We start from the raw sequence: 23,207 nt of genomic DNA, 5'->3' as shown, positions 1-23,207 counted from the left end.
ACGATCTGCCTGGGACGCATCAAGCGTCAATCAAAAGCCTCGCCGTTCCCGGCACGTTCTTCAACATGGCCAAAATCACAGCTTCGGGCCCACTGGGCCATATAGGAGAAGACAGGCGGCTGTCGCCTTCATGTCGGTCGTTCGCGACGCTTTGCTTTCATCCCGAAAGCAGACATAGGTGAGTTCCCGGTCGTTTTTTTGTGCAATAGCCTCCCCGCGTCGCACCGTGACTGACAAGGGCACGTTGCCGGTCCTATACGCCGCCTACATTTGTGCCTTAGCTCATGGCTGTCGTCCCCTCGTCCGCGTGACCACCATCGTCACTTACTGGATGTGCTCACTGTGCGTCAGCCCATTTGCGGGCCCACTCGTCGATACGGTCGAATGAAGAATCACCACGCGCGTCCATGTCTGCCACGAGCGCGACGCTGACGAAGCCCGCTTCTCCTTTAACCGGTGGAAGTCGCCACGCCTCGTACCGCGTGACGCCGTGCTTCGTGCTTGGCGGCGGCGTCGAGTTTGGGCCCCATCGATTTGCGAGATCGGGATCAAGGCGACGAAGTTCGGCGAAGTTGATCGTCCAACGATGATCGGTCACCGTACCAAACGACGGAACTATGCTGGGCAAGAGATAGTCGCGGACAATGTTGTCCAAGTCGTGAAGCACCGCCGCTGGGGTTGAAGCATTTGGACGAACCACAACTTCGAGAGCGACCGGAACCACTAAGGGGCTGATGATCCAGTCCCATCGCTTTTTAAACGCCGAAATTGTCTCGCCAACCCTGATCTTAAAGGCCTCGGAACTTCCCGGTTTGATCGGGAGATCGCCCAATTGAAGTCGTAACTTGGATTGACCGATCAACCGTGCCCATTCTTCCGGTGGCAGGATTGAGTTCGCCTCTTTCGGACGGCCGTACATCCATCCGAGAACAGGAAGATCTATTCCGCACCGCCCGAACAAAGACCGTTGAGCGCTCCACCGAACCAACTTGAAGTACGCGTCATACATCTCGTCACCGAGCCGAGCGCGTTGTTGCTTTTCGTGGCGCTTCAGCCTGCGCAGCTCATCGATCCAATATTGTTCGCATTCCTGGCCGTAGACATTTCCATAATTCTCCATCTCATCGACCCGGATAGCTTCAATTGCGAGTTCTAGGTCGTCGAGCAGTGCCGATAAAGGTCGGCCGATGATATGGATCGCCGGATCTTCTTGCCCATGTTGGCACCTCACGGAGAGCGCCTGGATCTGCGCATCGTCTTTGTAGAGGAGATGCCGACGTTTTCCCGGTATTTTCGGTCGTCGCGTTCCTAGAAGATCCAGCAGGTTCTTCGCGATTGTATGCGCCTGTGGTGCGTTTCGGCGGGTCGTCGTCAGATCGACCTGCAGGGCAATCGGACCGGTGAAAGGCTCTCGCGAGAATGTCGCCATGTTTTCGGACACCTCCGCTTGAAAGCGGTCTCGATCGGCATCCGGCATTTTTTTGGACTGTGGCTCGACGTCATGAACCAAGATACTTACGTTTCGTTTGGCACGTTGCCGATAGCCAGCAAGCGCCAGACGCTTGTCCCGGTCCTTAGCACGGCGCATCCATTCCTTGATCTGGTGAGGTTCCGTAGCCGACGTCCCTTTTGCACGCTGATCCGACATAGACTGTAATTTATCATGAACATATTCGTTCCTCAATGAAGGAGAAGTGTATGATCAACGAATATTACGTCGTGCCCATGCTCGTAGCATACAGAGAACGATAGCGAGTGGAGCTCCTGTTCGGATCTCGCAAACAACCGCCTAACAGCGTGTCAGATCGGGGCATTTGACACAATAATCTGACGTATGCGGAGTTATTCGGTTTATTATAAAGGCAGCAGTCCGCCTTTCACTTTATAGTTTTGGAAAATATTTCGAACTGATTGCCAAGCCCGCACATCCACAAGTTTCCAAAAGGGGCGCTAAACGCCTAGGACGAAATATCGAAATGGAGTAGTTTGGTGCCTAGATAATTCGCTGAGCATCACTTAGATCACAACAATAGGGATTTCCATGTATCAATATCAAGATCTTGATAGTCATTTTTACAAATTATCAAAAATGCAGAGTGAATATCAATTTGGAGAAATATCTCAACTCGGAATACTAAATCACTTATTTAACAATGGTGATAGTCTATTATATAATGATATATTCCATTTTATTGATGTAAATTTAGAATCTGCCTCTTTTAGCAATTACTTTACGTGTGTGTATCAAAGAAAAATTAAACATGAGATCTCTATATTAAATAAAAGAAAAATAGATGCACAGTCCTCGTCTGTTGATACTAATATAATTGATAAGAAAATTTCTGCCGCTGAAGAAAAAAGTCTGGTTGAATCTATCCAAGATTACAAAGATCAAGAGGAAAAAGATATCAATGCCTATGTCGATATCCTAGTTTCAGAATATCGCTTTTGGAATAAAAATGTATCCGAAGAAGCAGCTCGGGAGCACGTTCTAAAATTCTATTTTCCGTATAGAATTGCAGGCGAACTATACGATAGTTATATGCATAGAGTAAAAAATAATGAAATGTTTGACGATCGTCTTCCGACCATCGTCAAAGAAAAATATCTGGATAAAGAAATTAATTTAATGGCGATCGACAAAGAGTTTTCCAGCTACAAGCTGGTCTCTTTTGTTGATGGTATGGAAATTATTAATGCTCACGATAGCCAGACGTTAAAGGACATCCGTATTCCGGGATGGTATTTGTATTTAAATATTCCACGCCACCTTCTTTCTGCAATCGAATATCTTCTTGAAAATCAAATGGCGAGCAAGATAGCCTTCTGGATCAATGGGGTGGCTGATGATGTCCCCGCTCTCGAAGAGCTCGAGGTTGGAAGTTACTTCAGCTTCGACGCGCTAGCGTTGCCGCCGCTCTCCAGACTTTATGATAGCGAGAATTACAACGATAAGCTTTGGATAAAGGTCGAAATCAACGAGGATGAAATAAAATACCCTCATAGTATTACCTTCGAGGAGATGTGCGATGAAGATGTTCAGGTCGAAGGACGGATAATAACACAGGTCATCCATTTAGAATTCAAAAAAATTAACAGCGAATACTTTATAAGTCACCTCGATCATGAATTTATCTCATATACTACCGAGCAGTATAAGGAGAGAAGGAAGAATGCTTCGATCAAAGGTATAAGACAAAAAACTTTTAAAATTGATGACGCGCAAATTCCGTTTGAAGTGAAATTTGAGGATAAATATTTTATATTTATCGTATTGGACTCACTATTAAAAAACAAAAAAAACATATCAGAGTATTTCTCTCAGGTTTTAAACTAATAATAAATATAATTTATTTTCCCAGCGTATTTTTGATTGCCATTAGACATTCGAAAAAGTCTTGTAGACGGTCATACCTAATCCTAATATGATTGAGGTACCCCAAAGCTTTTGTTAGTTAAATAATAGTTCCTGCTCCATTAACGATCAACCTATTAGGATAGGACAAGACACCGTTGCGCTGAAATTTTTGACTGTTTTTGCGTTGGCCAAACGTACCTGCTCACGGGGTTGGCGGAGACGGACCCCAGTCGGGCGTCGGGCCGCGTCTGGCTCGAAGGTAACATATTGATAAGGCAACATTCATGATTGTTGCCACTTCAGGACAAAACCTCGCTTCAGCCAACCCCGTGAGCAGTTACGGCCAAACCGCTGCATGCCAATTGAATACATCTGCTCAGTGTGTTCTCGCAACAAGTTGACCTAGGTGTTTAGTCCCGGGATTTGATGGGGTATTAATTTCACGCGAGTGGAAGGAAGCCTTATGGGACAGATACGTCATGGCAGCGCCACGACCACGCACGCCGTGCGAGCAGCACTACAGCGATCGCAGGCTTCGCTCGCGACGCTGAGCGAGGAGTTCGGGATCAACCCGAAAACAGTTGCAAAATGGCGAAAGCGTCAAACGGTTGAGGATCAGAAGACAGGTCCTAAAGAGCCGCGCTCAACGGTCCTGTCCGAGACGGACGAAGCGATGATCTTGGCGTTTCGCCGGCATACTTTACTGCCGCTGGATGACTGTCTTTATGCCCTGCAGGCCAGCATCCCTCATCTGACACGCTCGGCTCTGCATCGCTGCCTTCAGCGCCACGGGATATCCCGGTTGCCGGACATCGAAGGAGACAAGCCCAAACGCCAGCGCTTCAAACGCTATCCCATAGGTTTTTTTCACATCGATATTGCCGAAGTACAGACTGCTGAGGGCAAGCTGCACCTCTTCGTTGCTATCGACCGGACAAGCAAATTCGCTGTCACACAACTCGTCGGGAAAGCTGATCGGAAGACAGCCTGGGAATTCCTCGAACATCTCCTGAGCATCATCCCTTACCGGATCCACACCATTCTGACCGATAACGGCATCCAGTTCGCTGATCAGCCCCGTAACCGCAATATGGCCTGGTCTCGCCCCATGCGCTTCGACATGATCTGCGAAGCTCACGGGATCGAACATCGTCTGACGAAACCCAATCATCCCTGGACGAACGGTCAGGTCGAGCGGATGAACCGGACAATCAAGGAAGCAACCGTCAAACGCTTCCATTACGACAGTCATGAGCAGTTGAGGACACACCTCAACGACTTCATGGCAGCCTATAATTTCGGGCGAAGACTCAAGACCCTCAGTGGCCTTACCCCTTACGAATACGTCTGCAAAATCTGGACTTCAGAGCCGGAAAGATTCATCATCAATCCAACCCATCAAACCACGGGACTAAACACCTAACTAGATATATGTCTACTTTACACCAATCTTGGAAAAAATTCTGACATTCCGCTTTCCCCCCCCCCATCTCTGACTTTCATTGTCTCATCTGCCCATAGGACAATCTCATTTGCGGAGGGATTTTCAAGGTTCTCCGCTGCCTCAGCAGCGCTCGCTGCAAGACGATGCATCGTTACTATCCAGCGGGCGTCTCCCGTTTCGTCCGGAAGTGCGGCATTGATATACGCGCAGGCGTCCACGAACTGCCTCAGTCCCTTGACGAACAGAGCTTCACAATCGTCTAGGCTGCAGTCTTGCCGGGGATCAGTCATGGTGTGCTTTCCATGGGGCGAGGAGTGGCACTCCGGAATGCCGAAAGTCATTCGTGTTCCGTGTCACAACAGTCATGCCATGCACCAGGCTGGTCGCGGCGATGAGGATATCGCGCTCCGATCCCGGATCCGGAACATGCAGTTGAGCGCAGCGGCAGGTGACCGCCAGATCGACGGAAAGCACCCGCTTCGAAAATTCGGGTAGCACGTAGTTCTCCAGCCAGTTCCGCTCTGGAGACGTTCCTCAAGGAAGGACACGACACGATCCTGGTGCATGCAGAAAGCCCAGAAGGTGTGATCCGCCGCTAACCTCGCCTTTCGAGCGCGAACGTCACGTTCGAGGCCGCCGCCTGATCTGACACTCAGAAGGCCGGATGACACGCCATCGGGGTTTTCTATAGCCCCAGGCGTGTGACCCCGGCCCGATATAGCCCTTCAAACAGATCCCCGAGCGCCAGACGCCGGCGCAATGTCAGACGTCGTTGCGCCAGATGATATATCCGATCGTGCAGCAGATGGCAGCGCTGACAGAGCGCACGCAGATTGCGCAGCCGGTTGCTGGTGGGGTCGTGATTCAGATGAGCCGCTGCCAGGGACACTCTCGTCTGGCGCACCTGCAGAAGCTCGATCAGGTCCGGAGGTGAGACCCGCCTGCCCCGACCATTGAACCAGTGCCCCGTGTGCGGATGCTTCCATTGGCCACCCGGCAGCACCTGAAGGTAATGCCCATGCGGCCGACCACAGCGCTGACAGACACCCCCTGCCCGCTCGAACCTCACCTGTCGGCTCAGCTCGGGCCAGTTGGAAGGGTAAAGCGGCTTCAGTTCCGGTCGGATCGGCATTCAGTCTTCGTTAACACAATTCCGGTCTACGTTGGACAGTGTTTGTTCCTGTGTTCACTGGCAGATTAAGGTGGAACGGCATAAGCTTGCGGGTATGAACCCGTCTCTCGAACCTCAGTCCGATCATCAACGACATGTCGGTCAGCGGCTGCGGCAAGTCCTTGATGCCCTTCCCCTGCCCTATGTTGATGCCGCCACTGTTATGGGTGTTGCAAAGCAGGGGCTTCGGAACTGGATGGCCGGAGACAGCTACCCCTCGCCTTATGCGCTGTATCGTCTGAAATTGGCGCATGGCGTCAGCACAGGCTTTCTCTTCCTCGGTGACAGCGGTGCGCTCCGTCACCGGCTTGCATACGCATTGCAGCAAAAGTCCACACCCGCACGCTGAGCCGTTTTGGGCGCCCTGCTCTGACCCCGGCTTTGTGCTATCAGAAGCCGGGTTCAGGTTTCACGGAGGTTTTTATGCTCAGCCATATTCACATTGCAGGCTCTGCAAACGCAGCCCGTGAGGCCCTCCTGGACCGGCTGGACCAGAAGACCCGGCAACAGCTTCCTGCCGGCAGTCTGGAAGACTCTGTAGCGCTCCTGTCGACCGGTCGCTTCTCCCCTCGCCTGTCTCTGGTCATTCGCGGCATCGAATACCGGCATAACGAATTTGCCGAGGACACGGTCGTGTCCACCAATTTGGAGACGGCTGAAGACGCTCTGGCGATCGCCAGTGCCCATGTGACCACCCTGCCCTCCGGGCACGACTTGGCGATCGCTCTGGATCTCGAGCCCGATCCTGTCTTCGTCGCCTGGTTCAAGCCGAAAGCGGCCAAGCGGCGCAAAACGGGCTCTCCGGCCGTCACGCTGGTGCCTCTGGCCTCTCCTCTGGGCCAGCAGTCTTCCGCCGTCCTGCAATGGTTCGACGCGCTGACCGACGAGGCCCTGCCTGACTATGACGGGACGCTGGTGACGGCGGAGCGCGCCTCGAAGACCTATTCCCGGGCGGCGAAGGCAGTGAACACACGGCGCACCTACCGGTCAGTCGTGCGCTCCTGGTGCACATGGGCGGCAGGGCATGGGCTCCCTGCCCTGCCCGCCCGCAGCGAGGATGTTGCCGCCTACCTGGCTGATCTTGCGCTGCAGAAGAAGCGACCCGCAACGGTCGACCTTCACCGCGCCGCACTGCGCTATCTGCACCATATCGCCCAGGTTCCCGTCCCGACCTCCCATGCTCTGGTCTCCGAAACTGTTGCGGGTATTCGCAGGACGTCGACGGGAAGCACATCCCGTCAGGTCAAGGGGCTGACCTGGGATCTGTTGAGCGAGGTCATTGAACAGATCGATACCACCGAGCTTGTGGGCGTCCGCGACAAGGCCATTCTTCTGCTTGGCTTTGCCGGCGCGCTGCGGCGGTCCGAAGTGGCCGCGCTGTGCCTGGAGAACGTGGCGCTGGATGATGACGGGATGCGTATCCGGCTGGACCGTTCAAAGGGCGATCGCACCAGTCAGGGGGTCGAGGTGGCGATCCCGAGGGGGATTACCGGTCTCTGCCCGGTCCGCGCTTACGAGGCCTGGATACGCGCGGCCAGACTGAACGACGCCAAGGGACCCGTTTTCCGACGCGTGTGGCTCCCGCCGGCGTCCGAGCCCGGTGAGCCCCCTGCTCTGCCCTCCATGGGCACTGAAGCGCTGTCTGACCGGTCTGTAGCCCGGATCATCCAGAAGCGCTGCACGGATGCGGGACTGAACGGGGATTTCAGCGGACACAGTCTGAGACGCGGAGCGATCACGACAGGCGCGCGGGATGGCACGGATCTGGTCTCGCTCAAACGTTTCTCCCGCCATCAGACCTTTGGCGTCGTGGAGAAATACATCGAGGTTGAGGATGCCATGACCAAACATCCTGGGCGGACCCGGTTTTAAAACGTTTTCCCCAAATCCTCGTGGACTTTTGGTGCATACGTGTGGACTCTTGTTTCGCTAAGGCAAACAGGGAATGTGAGTTTCTCCTCATTGCCGAAAGTTATCCCGTGGGATCTTGGTGCACATACTAATATATATCTTACTAATAATCCCTAGTTGTTGCGCAACAAAAGTCCGCAGTTAATTTCGTACCTTAGATTTCGAAACGCGATCGCTAATGCAATTAAAGCTGCACCAAAAGTCCACGGAGACATCCTCCCGTAAATTCGTCTAACGTAATCTTATGAGCGATATACATAAACGTATCGAGGCCTATGGTCGCCAAGGCGCGCTTGATCTTACTTCAAGCGACGCAGAACGGCGGGCCTTGGACGCAGCTCTAGAATTTTTGAGCGATGAAGATCCTTCTCTTGGATTTTTATATTCAGGGTGGTGCCAGACGGGCCTACCTCACCGTCGTCTAGACGACGACCAAATATGGCTCCTCGAAACCAGCTACGTTCGCTTGATGGTAGAGCCGGGCTCCGTAAAACGCGATGGAGTACCAGCTCGAATTGGCGTGCCATATGGCTCTCGAGCAAGATTAATCCTTCTCTTCTTGCAAACAGAAGCAATCAAAACAAATAGTCGCGAAATTGAATTAGGAAAATCTCTCAGAAGCTGGCTGAAACGGCTTAACGTCCCTATTGGAGGAAAATCGATGAGAGACGTTAAGGAACAAGCTACTAGAATTTCGCGGTGTCGAATGACGTTCGAAATTAAAGAAGGGAATAAAATTGGCCTTATAAACCAGAACATAGTCGATACAGCACTATTCACCGACGAACACGACGGTGCACTTTTGGAAACCGTTCGTCTTTCTGAGAGCTTTTTCGATCAGCTGAAGCGTCACCCTGTCCCGCTCCAAGAATCTGCTATTCGGGCAATTTCTAACAACTCGCAGGCTCTCGATATCTATTTCTGGCTTGTATATCGATTGCACGAAAGAGTTACTGTCCAAAAGGTATCTTGGCCCGCGCTGAAAGCCCAGTTTGGTGCTAGCTATACTCACATGCGAAACTTCAAAATACGCTTCAGAGATGCGTTGCAAATCGCACTAGCAATTTATCCAGAAGCTAAAGTCGGTATTGACGAAGACGGGGTCACTCTCTCCCCTAGTGCCAGTCCGGTTTCGAGACGATCACCAAAGAACATACGATAGAGACGCATAATTCCGGGCGGGTGGCTCATGCACCAAAAGTCCACGGCAAAAGCGCCTACCCTGATTGATGCAACGTTGCATCAACTGCTGCTCAAGAAAAACTTAATTTTCTCTGTTGATGTTGACTTGTTGATGTTGAGTGTTGATTGTTGATTCCATTCTTTCGGTATGGAGACTCACACGATGCCAACGCTCAAAGAAATTAGAGAACAGCTAGGCTTCTCACAGAGCCAACTAAAGGATGTTCTGAACCTGCGTTTATGCAGGAGTTATGATCGCCACACGATTTCTCGGTGGGAAAACGGCAAACAGCCCCTCCCTATCGAAGTAACTACAGAGTTAGAAACACTGCTGCACGGGGAGAGGCGTCAAACCACCGTCATAACTTTTGCGAACCAGAAAGGCGGCGTAGGAAAAACCACTAGCGCTCTCAATGTGGCAGTCGCTCTTTCGAAAATGGGATATCGCGTACTGCTGATAGACGTGGATCCACAAGCAAGCGCGACTTCCGCCTTGCTTGGAATGCATATAGTGCCACTATACCGGCAAGGTCGAACGCTGGCTCACGCGTTACTTAAAGATGCAGAAATAGCCAAATGCATTGTTAAAAAAGGTATTGTCGACGGAACTGACGTGGAAATTCCGGTTGATTTCTGTCCTAGTCATATTGATCTCGCTGAAGTCGATATCCGCCGCGAGCCTGGCACAGAAGGTTTGCTAAAGGATGCAATTTCTCAGGTACAAGATGAATACGAGTTTATTATTTTAGACTCGCCTCCGCACCTTGGCTTTCTTACTTGGATGGCTTTAGCCGCATCCAACACAGTGTTTGTCCCAGTCAGAACCGAGCCATATGACGTTATGGGCGTTAACCTGATCCTGGATACCATCACCAAAGTAAACCGCCGGAGCAATCCGCGGTTACGTTTGGGAGGAGTGTTACCGACACAATTTGTCCAGAACCAATATGTAGACGTTGGGATCGTCGAGCATCTGATCAACGTAATGGGTAATCGCGCCCCGGTTCTGGAACCAGTTCCATCTAGTACGTCGTTTAGCAACGCAGCCTGGGCATCCAAAATTCCAGTTGAGGCAGCCCCTCGAAGCCCTGCTGTCAAAGTCTATGTTCGGCTTGCGGAGGCTATTGCAGGCCGACGCTCCTTAATTCACGCTGCCTCTGCCCTTGGTCTCGAATCTTTTGAAGGAGATGCACCATGAAACGGCCTTTCAAGCAGCGTCCCCCTTCAGCTTTTTCTCAAACTCATTCTGAAATCATGAGTCAGGTTGACGCGCCGTTTTTGGGTGAAGGCAAGTTCAGACACTCATTTGAAGCCGCAATTGACGCAATCTCTCCTGACCCCAATCAGCCGAGACGAAGTTTCGATGACGCTGGATTAAATGACCTTGCTGAATCGCTTAAGGCGCAAGGTCAACTCCAACCAATCCTCTTACGACAAGACCCAACCCACCGGGACATGTGGATTGTTGTTGCAGGTGAAAGGCGCTGGCGGGCAGCCAAGCTTGCTGGATGGACATCCATTTTGGCAATCCCACACGAAGGTAACTCTGCGTCGGCGGCGCTCATGGAGAACCTAATGCGAGTGGATCTGAGCCCCGGCGAGGAGGCCCGTGGCATAAAAAACTTATTGGACCACAATAATTGGTCTCAGCGGCAGGCCGCCAAAGAGCTGGGAATGGATCAAGCGCGGATAAGCAGAGCAATACGCGTACTAAGTCTTCCAGATGAGTTTCTCGATTTAGCTGGAAAAGCCGCTGTCCCCATGAATGTGCTTGTGGGCATTGCGCGCGTGGATGATATGGCGCATCGCGAAGGCCTTATGAGAAAGGCGTTAGAGGGTGAACTCACAGTCGCGTCTCTAAACAAGAATGGAGCAGCTGCCGAACCTCATATGGAAAAGGCAACGGGTCCACGGCCTGTTAGTCGGCGGAAACTTAATATCAGCAAAACTGCTCCAAAAATCATAGAAATGCTTAGCGAGGCCGGGAATAATAATACTGAGTTCAGTAAAGCCGAGATTGCTGCGCTGCGGTCACTATACGAGGCGCTTACCAAGATTGTTGGATAGGCTAGTTCGGGTGATGCAACGTTGCATCACCCAAGGTTGAGATAAGTATGATGCAACGTTGCATCAACTCGATCCGCCCCAGCCAATGTGAGCAATAAAAATAGAAAGATCGGAAAAACAAAAAAGGACTAGAAGAAGGTCGCTGCCAGCCACCCGCCCGTGCTGCAACAGGTGGGTCGCCATCTGTCCGCCCCATGCTCGCCGGCTGCGCCGCCTGTGCGTGGGTCCGGGTGACGCCGATCCTGCCGCTGCGCGGCACTGTTGCACCCCGGTCGTCTGCCTGACCGCCGCGATGATGTTTGAAGAACCAGAGATGGATCGAGCATCATGCAACGCTACCAGTTCCCCTATGTCCCAACTCTTCGTGGCCGGCCTCCAATGCGCTGGACGGATACCCAGGAGCCCACAACCTGTCGCCGCTGCAACACGCATTGGGAGGAGGGCGATCCAGCACTGACGATCGCCTGCGCCGGCTGTGGAGCGCCAGCAGATGAACCGTGTCGCCGCCGCTCTGGTGGCAATGAACGCGTGTGCGCCTGTCGCGACGAAGCGGCCGTCCAGAGGGGCTTCTCAAACGGTGCGACGGCCTGACCTGGGAGGGTCGCCATGAAAAGCCGCTGCTGCTGCGGGAACGTCCGATCGCCCACGCGCTGATGTGCCGCTCGGTGCGGACAGGCGCCCCGGTCAATCGGTGGGCGTCATGAGACCTGATCTCGCGTCCTATGACAGCATTATTGTCGCCGTATCCGGAGGCAAGGACGGAACCGCCTGTCTGCTCGCCCTGCTGGAAGCCGGTGCTCCGGCCGAACGCATCGAGATCTGGCATCATGAGGTGGATGGGGCAGGTCGGTCCTTCATGGACTGGCCCTCCACAGGCCCATACGTCGCAGCCCTGGCGCGCGACTTCAGCCTGCCGCTCTATCGGTCCTGGCGCGAAGGCGGCTTCGAGCGCGAAATGCTGCGGGACACTGCGCCCACAGCTCCGGTAGTCTTCGAAACCCCTGACGGGGTCATCAGAGCAGGAGGGCAGGGGCCAGAGGGGACACGCCTGCGCTTTCCCCAGGTCTCAGCCAGCCTGTCTGTGCGCTGGTGTTCGGCGAGCCTCAAGGTTGATGTGGCCGATCGCGCCTTGCGGGGACAGGACCGGTTCCTGAACCGACGTACTCTGGTCGTGACAGGCGAGCGCGCCGAGGAAAGTCCCGCACGGGCGCGCTATGCCGCCTTTGAGCCCCATCGGACTGACACAAGGAACGGGACGCGGCGGCGTCGGCACGTCGATCACTTCCGCCCTGTGCACGCCTGGTCCGAGGCTGAAGTCTGGGCCATCCTCAAGCGCTGGCGCGTGACGCCCGCCGCGCCCTACAAAATCGGATTTTCCAGATTATCTTGCGCGTTCTGTATCTTCCTCAGTGCGGATGCACTGGCAACGCTCCAGTGGATGGATGCGGCGCGGTTTATTTGGCTGGTGGACTACGAAGAGCGCTTTGGCTGCACCATCAAGCGTGACAGATCGCTGATGCAGCTGGCAGGGGAGGGACGGGTGTTTGACGCGGCGCTGACCCGGCCTGCGCTCGTGGCCGCCGCCCTGTCAGACCGTCCGATCCAGTCGGTTCTGACAGAGGACTGGACCCTCCCGGCCGGGGCCTTCGGCATCGGGGGAGGGCCGGTCTAGTTTCAGGCGCGGGCCCGACGGCCGCGACGCTTCTCGGGCAGCTTCTTTACCTGAGGAAGCTCCTCTTCCTGCGGTACGGACACCTGAGGCGCAGAGGCGCGGGTCGTAGAGCCCAGGCCAATCTCGCGGGCAAGGGATGACCGCTTCTCCGAGTAGCTGGGCGCCACCATCGGATACTCGCTCGGCAGCCCCCACCGAGCCCGGTACTCTTCCGGCGTCATGTTGTAGGCCGTCTTGAGATGACGGCGGAGCATTTTCAGCTTTTTCCCGTCTTCCAGGCAGATGATGTAGTCGGGAAACACGGAGCGCTTCGGATTGACGGCGGGGGTCGGGGCTTCTTCGGCGACAGGCTCCGGCGTGGTTGGGGTTGCGAGGGCATCGTGCACGCTGCGGATCAGTGCGGGCAGGTGCTCTGCCGACAGGTCGTTCTGCGACAGATAGGCCGCCACAATGTCGGCGGTGAGTGGCAGAAGATCGGCATGAGGGTGTGCCGTGGTCTCGGTCAGGTCGGTCATAAATGTCCCTCAGGGTCATGAAAATGCCCTGTACATGGCTTGCACAGGTCATGACTTCAAGTCGTTACGACTATTACTGCACCAGAGGTTAACAGTTTCCTGAGTCGCCTGGAAACAAAGTCGTGTTTCTTCGACTGTTACAGCACAGGTTCGCAGAACACGCAGGCGAAAAAAGAAGAAGAGAAAAGGAGGAAAGAAGGGGAGGCAGCACGGGATCGCCCTGTGCCGCAAGGGGTGGGTCCGTCCGTGTCCTCGCTGGCGCTGCGGGCCGGGCGGTCCCGACGCTGACGCGTCGCCCTTGCCGCCCAGAACGACGCCGCGCTCGCCGGAAAGGGTCAGAAAGGAGACAGCAGACGATGCCCGTCATGGCCCTCACACGCCAAACCCCCACACAGCAGTTCAGTCTGGTTCAGGCCCATCGCGAGGGCTGGACCATTCTCGAAGGCTGCGGCCCCGAGCACGCCGACACCCAGCTGCGCGGCGTGACCTGCTCGGACCAGAATGCCTGGTGGCAGGTCGCACGTCAGGCCCGTCAGGGATCACCGTATCACCGCGAGGCCCTGTCGCGTCTGTCGTCCAGTGAGCGCGAGCAGATCTCCCTGCGCTTCGGTCCGCTGTGACCTGATCTGCAAGGCCCGAGCGCCTTTCGCCCAAACCCATCCTGTTTGTTTTCCGGCCCCCCGGTCTGCCTCGTGCAGCACCGGGCGCTGCCGCTTGTCCGGAGTTTCTCCCATGAGCCAGACCCAGCTCAGCTTTTTCGACACCTCAGCCCTTGGGGGCGGCAGCAACACCCTGTTCTGGGGCGACCTGCCCGGAGACCGTGCGCTCGACGAGGCCGCATCCCTCGCGAGAGAGGCCGCTGCCGCTCCTGTGGTGGCCCCGAAGATCGACTTTCGCCTGTGCGGCACACGCGATCTGGCCCAGGGCTGGAAAGCGCGGGCGCGGGACAATCTCGCTGCCATCCGGCTCCTGACTGAACTGGAAACGGACGGCCGCAATGCAACGCCCTCCGAACAGGCTTTGCTCGCGAAGTTTACGGGATTTGGAGCCGGAGAGCTGGCCAACAGCCTGTTCCCCCGTCCTGGCGAAGCCTTCCGTCAGGGCTGGGAAGAGATCGGGGTGCAGCTTGAGACGCTGACGAGCCAGCAGGAGCGGGCCGGACTGGCGCGGGCCACGCAGTATGCCCATTACACGCCTGAACTGATCGTGCATGCGCTGTGGGATCTGGTGGCGCAGATGGGGTTCCGCGGCGGACGTGCGCTGGAGCCGGGCTGTGGCACGGGTCTGTTCATGGGCGCGATCCCGGAGAAACTGGCCCCGAAGACGGCCTGGACGGCGATCGAGAACGACCCTCTGACGGCCCGCATTGCCCGCAAGCTGTTTCCGAACCAGTGGGTTCGCGCCGAGGACTTCACGACGGCGAAAATTGCGGAGCAGTTTGACCTCACGATTGGCAATCCGCCGTTCAGCAACCGGACGGTGCGCGGCACGGACGAGCTGGGGCGGCTTGGCCTGTCCCTGCATGACTATTTCATCGCCCGCTCTGTCTCCCGCCTGCGTCCCGGTGCCATGGGGCTGTTCGTGACGTCACGCTGGACAATGGACAAGCGCGACGCCACCGCCCGCCGGCATCTGTTCGAAACGGCCGACCTGATCGGGGCGGTGCGTCTGCCCGCAGGTGCGATGCGCGATGATGCCGGGACCGATGTGGTCGTGGACGTGCTGGTCCTGCGCCGTCGCGAGATCGGGGACAGCGCGGGCGAGAGCGCTTGGCTGGAGGTTGCGGATCTGCCCGACACGGATGAGGGGGAGGGACCGCTCAGCATCAACCGCTATTTCGTAGAGAACGGTCAGCAGGTGCTGGGTCGGCACGGCTGGACGAGCGGACAGTTCGGGCCGGAATACACCTGCGCAGCGAACCCGATGCTGATGCTCGACGACGCCTTGCCGAGCGCGCTCTCCCGTCTTGCCACGCTGGCACGTTTCCCGGTGCCGCAGACGTTCGACGCCGAGGCGCTGCGCGAAAGCCGCCGTGCGGATGTCGGCACGGCAGGGGAGGGGGCGAGCCTCAAGGAAGGCAGCTACCTGATCGAGAAGGGTGCGCTGCATCAGATCATCGACGGCCAGTCGGTGCCGGTGAAGGTCAGGAAAGGCGAGCAGAAGGACGGCATCTTCCAGAAGCACGCACGCATCATCGAAGGCCTGATTCCCGTCCGCGATGCCGCCCGTGCGGTCCTGCGCGCCCAGGTGGAGAACCTGCCTTACAGTGCGCTCCAGACGGACCTCAAGCGCGCCTACCAGACGTTCGTGCGACAGTTCGGCCCGATCAACCTGACGATCACCAGCACTCGTGTTGATCCGAAAACCGGGGACGAGAGCACGACGCAGCGGCGTCCGAACCTCCAGCCCTTCTACGACGATCCGGATGTCTGGCTGGTCAGCTCGATCGAGGAGTACGACGAGGACCGGCAGATCGGCGCACAGGGGCCGCTGTTCTCCGAGCGTGTGATCCAGGCGACGCTGGAGCCGGAGGTCCACAGCGCCCATGACGCGCTTGCAGTCTGCCTGCATGAGACGGGTGTGGTGGAGATCCCGCGCATTGCCGAACTGCTGGGACGGTCCGAGGACGAGGTCATCGCCGAGCTGGGCAGTGCCATCTATCTCGATGCCGGACGCAGCCAGCCCGGGCGCGATGTCTGGGTGCCTGCCGACGAAGCTCTGTCAGGCGCGGTGCGCACGAAACTGGCGGAGGCCCGCAAGGCGGCCGAGACCGATCCCCGCTTTGCCCGGACCGTGGCCGCGCTGGAAGAGGCCCAGCCCGAGGATCTGCGACCGAGCTGTTGATTTTCACTGAGAACTGACCCGGGTTTTTCATCAGGAATTGACCCAGCCAGCTGCTATTTCAGGCATAGTCGGGCGGGCGGTCAAGAAGAGGATCTGTCCTTTCTGTTTTTTGACGCGGCGGTGCTGGCGCGGAACCTGTAGCTGTCATTTCCTGTCTCGAGGATATGACAGTGATGGGTCAGCCGATCGAGGAGCGCCGTTGTCATCTTCGGGTCACCAAAGACGTCTCCCCATTCACTGAAACTCAGATTGGTTGTGATGATGACACTGGTGCGCTCGTAGAGGCGGCTGAGCAGATGGAACAGCAGGGCGCCGCCAGACGCGCTGAAGGGGAGATAACCGAGTTCATCAAGGATCACGAGATCCAGGCGGAGCAGCCTGTCGGCAATCTGCCCGGCCCGGTTGGCGGTCTTTTCCTGTTCGAGCGCATTGACCAAGTCGACCGTTGACCAGAAGCGCGCCTTCTTCCTGTGATGGGTGATCGCCTGGATGGCCAGCGCGGTCGCCAGGTGGGTTTTCCCGGTTCCCGGGCCACCGATCAGCACGACATTCTCAGCACGCTCGATGAAGTCCCCGCCATGGAGCTGGCGGATCATGGGCTCGTTGACCTGCGTATCGGCAAAGGAGAACCCGGACAGGTCTTTATAGGCGGGGAACCGGGCGGTCTTTGTCTGGTAGGCGATGGAGCGCACTTCGCGTTCGGCCAGTTCCGCCTTCAGGAGTTGTGAGAGGATGGGAATAGTCGCCTCGAAGGCAGGTGCGCCCTGCTCGATGAGGTCAGCCGTGGCCTGGGACATGCCATACATCCGCAATCCACGGAGCATGACGACAAGTGAAGCAGCAGCAGGATCATGACGCATGGCGGCTGTCCCTTCGCAGGATGTCATACCGCCCTGTATCGGCGCACGGTTCGTGTTCGAGCACCAGGGCCTGTGGGGCATCGAGCCGGGGGACCACGGTTCTCTTGGCATCGATCAGGCGATGAAGCGTATTGAGAACATGGGTCTTGGTCGCCACGCCGTCTTCAAGTGCCAGTTCAACCGCGCAGAGGACAGCCTGCTCATCATGCTGCAGCACAAGGGCCAGGATTTCAGCCATTTCCCGGTCGCCTCCAGGCCGCCTGAGCAGTTGATCCTGCAGGGTCCGGAAGGCAGCTGGCAATTCGGCAAACGGCGCGCCATTACGTAGGGCGCCCGGTTTGCGCTGGATGACCGCCAGATAATGCCGCCAGTCATACACCGTGCGGCCTGGCACACCATGCGAACGCGTGATGATCCGGTCATGCACGCACAGAACTTGCCCTTCGGCGATAATGCGCAGCTTGTCAGGATAAACCCGCAGGCTGACCGGACGATTGGCAAAGGAGGCCGGCACGCTGTAACGGTTGCCTTCGAACTGGATCAGGCAGGTTGGCGAGACGCGTTTGGTCTGTTCGACAAACCCGTCAAAGGGACGCCCCGGCACCAAGAGGTGAGGACGCTCGCTGGCATGGACCTCGGCGATGCTCCGGGCCAGTTCGATATGCTGCAGCCGTTCCCAGCAGTCCAGGCAGCGGGCTTCCAGCCAGGCATTCAGCGCCCCCAGATCAGGAAAGGCAGGCAGATCCTGCCAGATATGGCGTCGGGCATCCTGCACGGTCTTCTCGATCTGCCCTTTCTCCCATCCTGCTGCCGGATTGCAGAAGGTCGCCTCGAACAGATAATGGCTGGCCAGGGCCATGAAGCGCAGGTTGACCTGACGTGCCTTGCCAGAGCCAATCCGGTCCACAGCGGTCTTCATGTTGTCAAAAATACCCCGCCGTGGCACGCCACCGAGCACGCGGAAGGCCTCGGTCAGCGCATCAAAAAGCATCTCGTGGGTCTGCAGGGGATAAGCCCTGAGTATGAAGGCCCGGCTGAAGGACAGTTTGGTGTGGGCAACCTGCAGCTTGACGCGACGGCCGGCAATGACCGCCCAGTCCTCGCCCCAGTCGAACTGGAAGGCTTCCCCGGGCTGGAAGCTCAGGGGCACGAAAACACCCCGACCCGTTGTCTGGCGTGCCTGGTGCTGTTCGTGTTTCCACTGCCGGATGAAAGCGGCCACCCGTCCGTAGGATCCATCATAACCCAGTGCCACAAGGTCTTCATGCAGTCGTCGCGCCGTGCGCCGGTTCTTGCGGGGGCGAGCGGCTTCCAGGACCAGCCATCCCCTCAGCCTGTCAGCAAACGGATCCAGTCGGCTGGGACGTTCGGGGACCTGGAACCGCGGTTCAATACTCTGTGCCCGGAGATATTTCCGGATCGTATTGCGTGACAGTCCCGTCCGGCGTTCGATCTCGCGGATCGGAAGATGATCCCGGCAGTGCCACCGACGGATCACACTCAGAAGCTCCATGTCAATCACTCCTCAATCCCCCAGCAGATGCTGCCGGGGAGTGTGAAGGCATGGGTCAAATCTCGATGAAAATTTCCGCCCTACCCGGGTCAGTTCTCAGTGAAAATCAACAGTGGGTCTCCACGCGTCCTCGCCCTGACGGGCTCCGGGTCGTGGAGATCCCGCCGCTACGCGGCGCCTGTGCCATCACAGCCATCCTGTGCCTGTGCCGGAGAGGTCATCAGAGAAAAGAGATGACGGCAACAGGAGTGACCTTTCATGCAGATTTCCCAGCAGACCCTTCAGGACATCAAGGACGTTGCCGGACTGGCCGGTGGGTTCTTCGGTTTTCTCGCCCTGGTCTTCGCCTTTACGTGCCTGCCGAGCTTTCTGGCTGGCCCGGTGCCCCATCACTATCTCGCCTCCGCGTCCCACACCGCCCATGGTCGGGGCTGAAGCCTCCACGTCTCCGAACGCCCCACGCCCCGCCACCGAGCGGGGTTTTTTCATTTCTGATCCGAGGAAATTATCCCATGATCGTGACCTTTGACCGCGCGCTGATCGAGCGCCTTCTTGCCCATGCCGAGGCCGCGTCCGAGCGCCGCGTCACGCTGACGCAGCTCTTTGACAAGAGCCTGCGCAAGCCCGGGCATGGCGCACGCGAATGGGGCCGCCAGGAAGACGTCGATCCCGCAAAGATCCCTGCGGGTCTGTGGCTGGTTGGAGATCACGGGATCTACATGATGTCGAACGGGCTTCCCCTTCTGCCGTCCGATGACGGTCAGAAGCCCAATCTGTGCGCGTATGCGCGCGAAGCGGACCCGGCACAGAACGCCGGCAAGGCTTATGACGTGAAGCGCCAGGCTTTTGGCGGGGATGACGGATGTGAGTTCCTGGAGGCAACGCTTGTGCGGCAGGCCCTCAGGCAGGCGTCAGGCGACACACTGCGCATGACCATCACTCCGGAAACCCTCGAATTTCTGGTCTGACCGGCCGTCCTTGAAATCTTTCAGGAGAAAAAACATGTCCGATGCTACGCCTGACACGGTGTCTCCGGGGCCGGTGTCCCGCGATCAGATCTGGGCCTCGGCCGTTGCCGTGGCCGCTGACAGCGTGGAGCAGCTGCGGCGCTGCGACGTTGACCGCGTCGTCTCCCTTGTCGACGCGGCGGATCGCACCGCGCTGACGGGCTGGCTGATCGCGCGGCGGCCCGATCTGGCCGGTGCTGTCGCGGAGGCGCTCTCCGCGCTCGCGCAGGAGGCTTACGCATGAGCCTGCTCCTCCCGCACCTGCGGCGCGTCCGCATTGAGGCCAAGGGCCTGACGGCCACACAGTGGAGCTCACCGCAGGAGAAAGCCAAACTGGCCAATGCAATCCTCGCCTTTGTTGCGAAAGGATTGCCGGAGGAGGGATTCAGCAAGGCGCTGTATCAGCGCGTCAGCCAGATGTGGGGGTTTATCGCCTGCTTTAACCGGGACGGCTTTGCGGGCCGGTATTTCTGCTCGACGCAGGGGCGTCTCGCCTTCCTCGATCAGATCATCGCGCGTGGCGGGATCGGCGATTCCGCCTGGACCTGGTCAGACGTGGAAAGCCGGATCGCGGCTCTTCTGGTCGAGCATCAGGTGCTGGACCTGTACCGCGCTGAACTGCGGCAGGAAACTGTCCGAGGCGAACAGGCGCTGTTGCGCAGGCTGATCGACCGTCACGGCGTGCCGGCCGATCATGCAGGCCGCATTTCACTGGCGCCGGCGTTGTCTGCACCGTTGTCCCGGCAGCAGCCTGTTCAGATGGGTCTGCTCTGACCCGTTGCGCTGACCGTGACGGCGCAGGAATCCGGATCGTCGATCAGTCCCTGAACGACCTCCCATCCGCCCAGAATATTCTGGGCCGTCTCCCAGGCGACGATCTCGGCGCGCAGCGCCTGCGCAAGATCGTCATAGATGCCGTCGCGCTGCGGATCTTCGATCTCGCGCCGCTCCGCCTTTTCCGTAAGGGACCGTGCGTCGGAAACCCGGGCGAGTGCCCGACCGACCAGAAGCGTCAGCCAGTCAGACGCCATGCGCTGACGACCCTCCCGCGTGTCGGGCAAGGGCGTGGCTCCGAAAATCTGTCGCGCCCTCTCACGTCCGAACGCGCGGAGGCGCTCACCCTGTCGGGGCGGTGTCACGGCCCGAATTTCGGCAAGCGACCGCAACTGCGTCTCGGGCAGGATTGCGTCGGTGAGCGCGTCCAGGGTCGGCGCACGACGCCGCTCCTGCGGAAAGCGGATCACCGTGGCGGTCTGATCTGTCTGTGCACTCATCGGTGTCCTCCTGTCGTTGTGCGGTAAGCGTAAAGCGAGCCACAGATAAAAGTCAACAAAAACAATAAGATACCGGCATCATTCGGCCCTCGCGAAAGCCTCTGGGGGGGCAGAAAAGAGACGCGCGGGAAAGAGAAAGAAGAGGGAGGGAAGGGGCTCTCATGGGGCAGGCGTCGCAGCAAGGGTGCGTCGCTCCGCTCCCGGCGCACAGCGCCGCCCTTGCCACACCGCCCGCCCCACGAGGCTGCCGATCGGGAACGACATAAACCGAGAGAGGCAGAGCATGTCCAAGCGCAGGAAAACAGATCTGACAGCAGCCCGTAAAAAGGCAGAGGTCTTTGGGCCGGACACGGTTCTCTTCGCAGATCTTCAGATTGACGAGACGTTTTGCATGGCCGGTGCGGAGTTGTCAGGCGTGTACCGCAAAGTGCGCCGCAATCATTACCGGCATAACGGAATGCTCTGTTTTGCGAGTGACGGCATGGCCGTAAAGCGCGCTCCCCTGCCTCGGACCGGGAACTGAGACCAGCTCTTCCGATCCTCTCCTTCCTCCACTGAGGTCAGGGCCGCAGCGCGGCCCGCATCCGGCAAAAAAATACAAGAAAAGGAACCGCATCGTGCAGGTCCAGACTCTCACAGCTTCGTCCAGCTTTCTTCCCACGCTTGAAGCGCCCGTCTTTCACCGCGCCGTCTCGGCAGGCAAGACCATTGGCCGCGCACGGCGCTTTTACGCGGAAGCCGATCACCTGGTTGATGACGCGGATGATGATCGTCTCGGGGCGGCGTTACGCGCCGCACTGCGCCGTGACGCCAGCGCTGCTCATCGTTCGGCGCAACGCACGCTGCTGAGTGTCTCCCATTGACAGCCCTGATCCTTCACTCACAACAGGCCGTGTCATCCTCGCATGCACACCACAGGCATCCGGGAGGAAAGGGAATGGCGATGCGACACTACAGAGCGGGGCTTGCCCTGAGCGCCCTGTTCTGGGCCACCGCAAGTCAGGCGGCACCGGTCGGGTGTGCCGAGTTTGGCGGAGACGGCCAGCTTCCGGTTCTGACCAACGAGGCGCTTGGGCAGCAGACCGTGCTTCTGTGCAATGACGCCTTTGCTGTCCTGCATTCGGGGATCAGTCATGGCCCCCTGTGGACGGCAGAGCATCTGACCGAGGAAGACCTGGAACGCAGCATGCAGATCGGCCGGGCCGTTCGGTTCTTTCATGCCGATCCCCGTCTGTCCTTTGAGGACCGGGCCGAGCTGAGCGATTACCGCGCGTCGGATTATGATCGCGGCCATATGGCCTGTTCGGGGGACGAACCCAGTCTTCAGGCGCAGGAGCAGAGTTTTTCGCTCGCCAATGTTGTTCCCCAGACCCCGGAACTGAATGAAGGCATCTGGACGGGCGTGGAAATGGCAGTGCGTCGTCTCGCACAGCGCGAAGGCGAGCTTTACGTCGTGACCGGTCCGGCATTTGGAGCGTCGGTCAAGACCATCGGATCGCATCGGGTTTTTGTGCCCTCTGCGACCTGGAAGGCTGTTTACGATCCCGCGGAGGACGAAGCAGGCGCGTATTTCTGTCAAAATAGCAGCCAACCAACCTGTACGATCATCAGCATCGGCGCGTTGACCCAGGCGACGGGGGTAAACCCCTTTCCATCCCTGCCTGATGAGATCCGTCAGACGGCCATGAAGCTGCCTCGCCCCCTGAAAAGTCCTTATGCTGTTCGCATCCGTCCTACTTCCGGAAGCCCTGTGCTGGAGACCACACCATGAGTTTTATTCCTTTCCTGGACGCAGGCGAATGCGTTCAGATCGATGATCTGACGATTGAGAACGGCACTGAGCGGATCGCCCTGTACGGACGCCTCGAAATCCGAAGGGACCGGATGGGCCTGCAGGATATTCAGGCCCTGAAGGCTCAGATCGACGCCATTGCCCGCGAGCTTGAAGGATCGGCCCATCTTCCGGATCGCGCGCGCGTTGCTCGAGAGGACAGCGTGATTCCAAACACTTTTGCGGACCGGGACTGTGCCTGAAGGTGTGGAAGCGTCTGGCGGGGAAGGTCTGGAGTGCCACAAGCCTCACTCCGGACAAGACGACCTTCCACCCCAGCTTCCTCCGCGCCCTTCGGTTGCTCCGTGCAGCCGGGTCCCCTGAGAAGGCATCGTGTCCTGCGCTGCGTTTGTGACGGACCTGGCAGTGTCGGGACGAAAGGCGTCGCTGCGCTTGCTTTCGCCCCTTTTGCCTCCGGCACGGGTCGAACGAAAGGCTTGTTTAAGTATTCGTTAAGTGTGTGGCGATGATGTTTTTATATGGGCAAGTCACCACAAATAAAACCGCGTAAAACCGCAGTAAACCGCCGTTTTTCCTTGCAATACTTGTGGATTTTGC

General features: G+C 57.5%; 25 protein-coding genes and 2 pseudogenes. 18 read left to right on the top strand and 9 right to left on the bottom strand.

Annotation, left to right across the window (positions count from 1 at the left end):
• Nucleotides 1-337 precede the first annotated feature (337 nt).
• On the bottom strand, nucleotides 338-1,648 hold the full coding sequence (locus JN414_RS14595) for a hypothetical protein (protein WP_202208578.1): 1,311 nt from the start codon (nucleotides 1,646-1,648) through the stop codon (nucleotides 338-340).
• A gap of 393 nt (nucleotides 1,649-2,041) precedes the next feature.
• On the opposite strand from JN414_RS14595, the gene JN414_RS14590 reads away from it, so the two are divergent.
• Both JN414_RS14590 and JN414_RS14585 read left to right on the top strand, forming a co-directional pair.
• Nucleotides 2,042-3,337, top strand: a complete 1,296-nt coding sequence (locus JN414_RS14590; protein WP_202208577.1) for a hypothetical protein — start codon at nucleotides 2,042-2,044, stop codon at nucleotides 3,335-3,337.
• 484 nt (nucleotides 3,338-3,821) lie between these two features.
• Entirely contained in the window at nucleotides 3,822-4,781 is a 960-nt protein-coding gene (locus JN414_RS14585) for an IS481 family transposase (protein WP_202208575.1), read from the top strand.
• Nucleotides 4,782-4,798: 17 nt separating this feature from the next.
• Here JN414_RS14585 and JN414_RS14580 read toward each other — a convergent pair whose 3' ends face one another.
• From JN414_RS14580 to JN414_RS14570, 3 genes and pseudogenes are all read right to left on the bottom strand, one after another.
• A complete protein-coding gene (locus JN414_RS14580) occupies nucleotides 4,799-5,092 on the bottom strand; it encodes a hypothetical protein (RefSeq protein WP_202208574.1) in 294 nt (97 codons plus the stop codon).
• Nucleotides 5,085-5,321, bottom strand: a pseudogene (locus tag JN414_RS17015) (VapC toxin family PIN domain ribonuclease); the annotation flags it as partial. The gene JN414_RS14580 and the pseudogene JN414_RS17015, both read right to left, overlap by 8 nt.
• 166 nt (nucleotides 5,322-5,487) lie before the next feature.
• A complete protein-coding gene (locus tag JN414_RS14570; protein WP_202208572.1) occupies nucleotides 5,488-5,934 on the bottom strand; it encodes a hypothetical protein in 447 nt (148 codons plus the stop codon).
• Nucleotides 5,935-6,004: 70 nt separating this feature from the next.
• Between JN414_RS14570 and JN414_RS14565 the strand changes: the two genes are divergently transcribed.
• The 7 genes from JN414_RS14565 to JN414_RS14535 all read left to right on the top strand — a co-directional run bounded on the left by JN414_RS14565 (nucleotide 6,005) and on the right by JN414_RS14535 (nucleotide 12,805).
• Nucleotides 6,005-6,322 (top strand): helix-turn-helix transcriptional regulator, encoded by a 318-nt coding sequence (locus JN414_RS14565; RefSeq protein ID WP_237390099.1) that lies wholly within the window; start codon nucleotides 6,005-6,007, stop codon nucleotides 6,320-6,322.
• A gap of 74 nt (nucleotides 6,323-6,396) precedes the next feature.
• On the top strand, nucleotides 6,397-7,845 hold the full coding sequence (locus JN414_RS14560; protein ID WP_202208571.1) for a site-specific integrase: 1,449 nt from the start codon (nucleotides 6,397-6,399) through the stop codon (nucleotides 7,843-7,845).
• A gap of 283 nt (nucleotides 7,846-8,128) precedes the next feature.
• Nucleotides 8,129-9,046 (top strand): replication protein RepA, encoded by a 918-nt coding sequence (locus tag JN414_RS14555; RefSeq protein WP_202208570.1) that lies wholly within the window; start codon nucleotides 8,129-8,131, stop codon nucleotides 9,044-9,046.
• Nucleotides 9,047-9,229: 183 nt separating this feature from the next.
• Nucleotides 9,230-10,264 carry an AAA family ATPase gene (locus tag JN414_RS14550; protein ID WP_237390098.1) on the top strand — a complete coding sequence of 345 codons (1,035 nt, stop codon included), beginning with the start codon at nucleotides 9,230-9,232 and terminating at the stop codon, nucleotides 10,262-10,264.
• Entirely contained in the window at nucleotides 10,261-11,133 is an 873-nt protein-coding gene (locus tag JN414_RS14545) for a ParB/RepB/Spo0J family partition protein (RefSeq protein WP_202208568.1), read from the top strand. Before JN414_RS14550 ends, JN414_RS14545 begins: the two co-directional genes overlap by 4 nt.
• Nucleotides 11,134-11,460: 327 nt before the next feature.
• Nucleotides 11,461-11,724, top strand: a complete 264-nt coding sequence (locus tag JN414_RS14540) for a hypothetical protein (RefSeq protein WP_202208581.1) — start codon at nucleotides 11,461-11,463, stop codon at nucleotides 11,722-11,724.
• Between the two features lie 109 nt (nucleotides 11,725-11,833).
• On the top strand, nucleotides 11,834-12,805 hold the full coding sequence (locus JN414_RS14535) for a phosphoadenosine phosphosulfate reductase family protein (RefSeq protein ID WP_202208567.1): 972 nt from the start codon (nucleotides 11,834-11,836) through the stop codon (nucleotides 12,803-12,805).
• Nucleotides 12,806-12,807: 2 nt separating this feature from the next.
• Here JN414_RS14535 and JN414_RS14530 read toward each other — a convergent pair whose 3' ends face one another.
• The gene (locus JN414_RS14530; RefSeq protein ID WP_202208565.1) at nucleotides 12,808-13,320 is read right to left on the bottom strand and encodes a MucR family transcriptional regulator; all 513 of its coding nucleotides are present in this window, start codon (nucleotides 13,318-13,320) and stop codon (nucleotides 12,808-12,810) included.
• A gap of 365 nt (nucleotides 13,321-13,685) precedes the next feature.
• On the opposite strand from JN414_RS14530, the gene JN414_RS14525 reads away from it, so the two are divergent.
• Entirely contained in the window at nucleotides 13,686-13,940 is a 255-nt protein-coding gene (locus tag JN414_RS14525; protein ID WP_237390097.1) for a hypothetical protein, read from the top strand.
• 112 nt (nucleotides 13,941-14,052) lie between these two features.
• Nucleotides 14,053-16,158: pseudogene (locus JN414_RS14520) on the top strand (lactate dehydrogenase); the annotation flags it as partial.
• 86 nt (nucleotides 16,159-16,244) lie between these two features.
• On the opposite strand, the gene istB reads toward JN414_RS14520, so the two are convergent.
• The 3 genes from istB to JN414_RS17010 form a co-directional block, all read right to left on the bottom strand.
• On the bottom strand, nucleotides 16,245-17,024 hold the full coding sequence (gene istB, locus JN414_RS14515; RefSeq protein ID WP_007396536.1) for an IS21-like element helper ATPase IstB: 780 nt from the start codon (nucleotides 17,022-17,024) through the stop codon (nucleotides 16,245-16,247).
• Nucleotides 17,014-18,537 carry an IS21 family transposase gene (istA, locus tag JN414_RS14510; protein WP_202208564.1) on the bottom strand — a complete coding sequence of 508 codons (1,524 nt, stop codon included), beginning with the start codon at nucleotides 18,535-18,537 and terminating at the stop codon, nucleotides 17,014-17,016. The genes istB and istA overlap by 11 nt, the downstream gene beginning before the upstream one ends.
• A gap of 186 nt (nucleotides 18,538-18,723) precedes the next feature.
• On the bottom strand, nucleotides 18,724-19,026 hold the full coding sequence (locus tag JN414_RS17010; protein WP_062016355.1) for a hypothetical protein: 303 nt from the start codon (nucleotides 19,024-19,026) through the stop codon (nucleotides 18,724-18,726).
• A gap of 23 nt (nucleotides 19,027-19,049) precedes the next feature.
• Here JN414_RS17010 and JN414_RS17005 point away from each other — a divergent pair, with 23 nt between their 5' ends.
• The 3 genes from JN414_RS17005 to JN414_RS14495 are packed head-to-tail and all read left to right on the top strand — an operon-like array spanning nucleotide 19,050 to nucleotide 20,318.
• Nucleotides 19,050-19,505: a DUF3085 domain-containing protein gene (locus tag JN414_RS17005; RefSeq protein WP_237390096.1), complete on the top strand. Its 456-nt coding sequence runs from the start codon at nucleotides 19,050-19,052 to the stop codon at nucleotides 19,503-19,505.
• 34 nt (nucleotides 19,506-19,539) lie between these two features.
• Entirely contained in the window at nucleotides 19,540-19,788 is a 249-nt protein-coding gene (locus JN414_RS14500; RefSeq protein WP_062106937.1) for a hypothetical protein, read from the top strand.
• Complete coding sequence (locus tag JN414_RS14495) at nucleotides 19,785-20,318, top strand: hypothetical protein (protein ID WP_202208563.1); 534 nt, start codon at nucleotides 19,785-19,787, stop codon at nucleotides 20,316-20,318. Before JN414_RS14500 ends, JN414_RS14495 begins: the two co-directional genes overlap by 4 nt.
• Here JN414_RS14495 and JN414_RS14490 read toward each other — a convergent pair.
• Complete coding sequence (locus JN414_RS14490; RefSeq protein WP_202208562.1) at nucleotides 20,300-20,818, bottom strand: hypothetical protein; 519 nt, start codon at nucleotides 20,816-20,818, stop codon at nucleotides 20,300-20,302. The two genes, JN414_RS14495 and JN414_RS14490, sit on opposite strands and share 19 nt — an antisense overlap.
• A gap of 283 nt (nucleotides 20,819-21,101) precedes the next feature.
• Here JN414_RS14490 and JN414_RS14485 point away from each other — a divergent pair, with 283 nt between their 5' ends.
• From JN414_RS14485 to JN414_RS14470, 4 genes are all read left to right on the top strand, one after another.
• Nucleotides 21,102-21,341 carry a hypothetical protein gene (locus JN414_RS14485; RefSeq protein WP_202208561.1) on the top strand — a complete coding sequence of 80 codons (240 nt, stop codon included), beginning with the start codon at nucleotides 21,102-21,104 and terminating at the stop codon, nucleotides 21,339-21,341.
• A gap of 94 nt (nucleotides 21,342-21,435) precedes the next feature.
• Complete coding sequence (locus JN414_RS14480) at nucleotides 21,436-21,681, top strand: hypothetical protein (protein WP_202208560.1); 246 nt, start codon at nucleotides 21,436-21,438, stop codon at nucleotides 21,679-21,681.
• Between the two features lie 74 nt (nucleotides 21,682-21,755).
• Complete coding sequence (locus JN414_RS14475; RefSeq protein ID WP_202208559.1) at nucleotides 21,756-22,589, top strand: DNA/RNA non-specific endonuclease; 834 nt, start codon at nucleotides 21,756-21,758, stop codon at nucleotides 22,587-22,589.
• Nucleotides 22,586-22,852 (top strand): hypothetical protein, encoded by a 267-nt coding sequence (locus JN414_RS14470; protein WP_202208558.1) that lies wholly within the window; start codon nucleotides 22,586-22,588, stop codon nucleotides 22,850-22,852. The genes JN414_RS14475 and JN414_RS14470 overlap by 4 nt, the downstream gene beginning before the upstream one ends.
• Nucleotides 22,853-23,207 lie beyond the last annotated feature (355 nt).

Origin of the sequence: Gluconobacter sp. Gdi (assembly GCF_014132155.1) — a bacterium.
Taxonomy (GTDB): domain Bacteria; phylum Pseudomonadota; class Alphaproteobacteria; order Acetobacterales; family Acetobacteraceae; genus Gluconobacter.
This window is presented reverse-complemented; position numbering and strand designations above follow the sequence as displayed.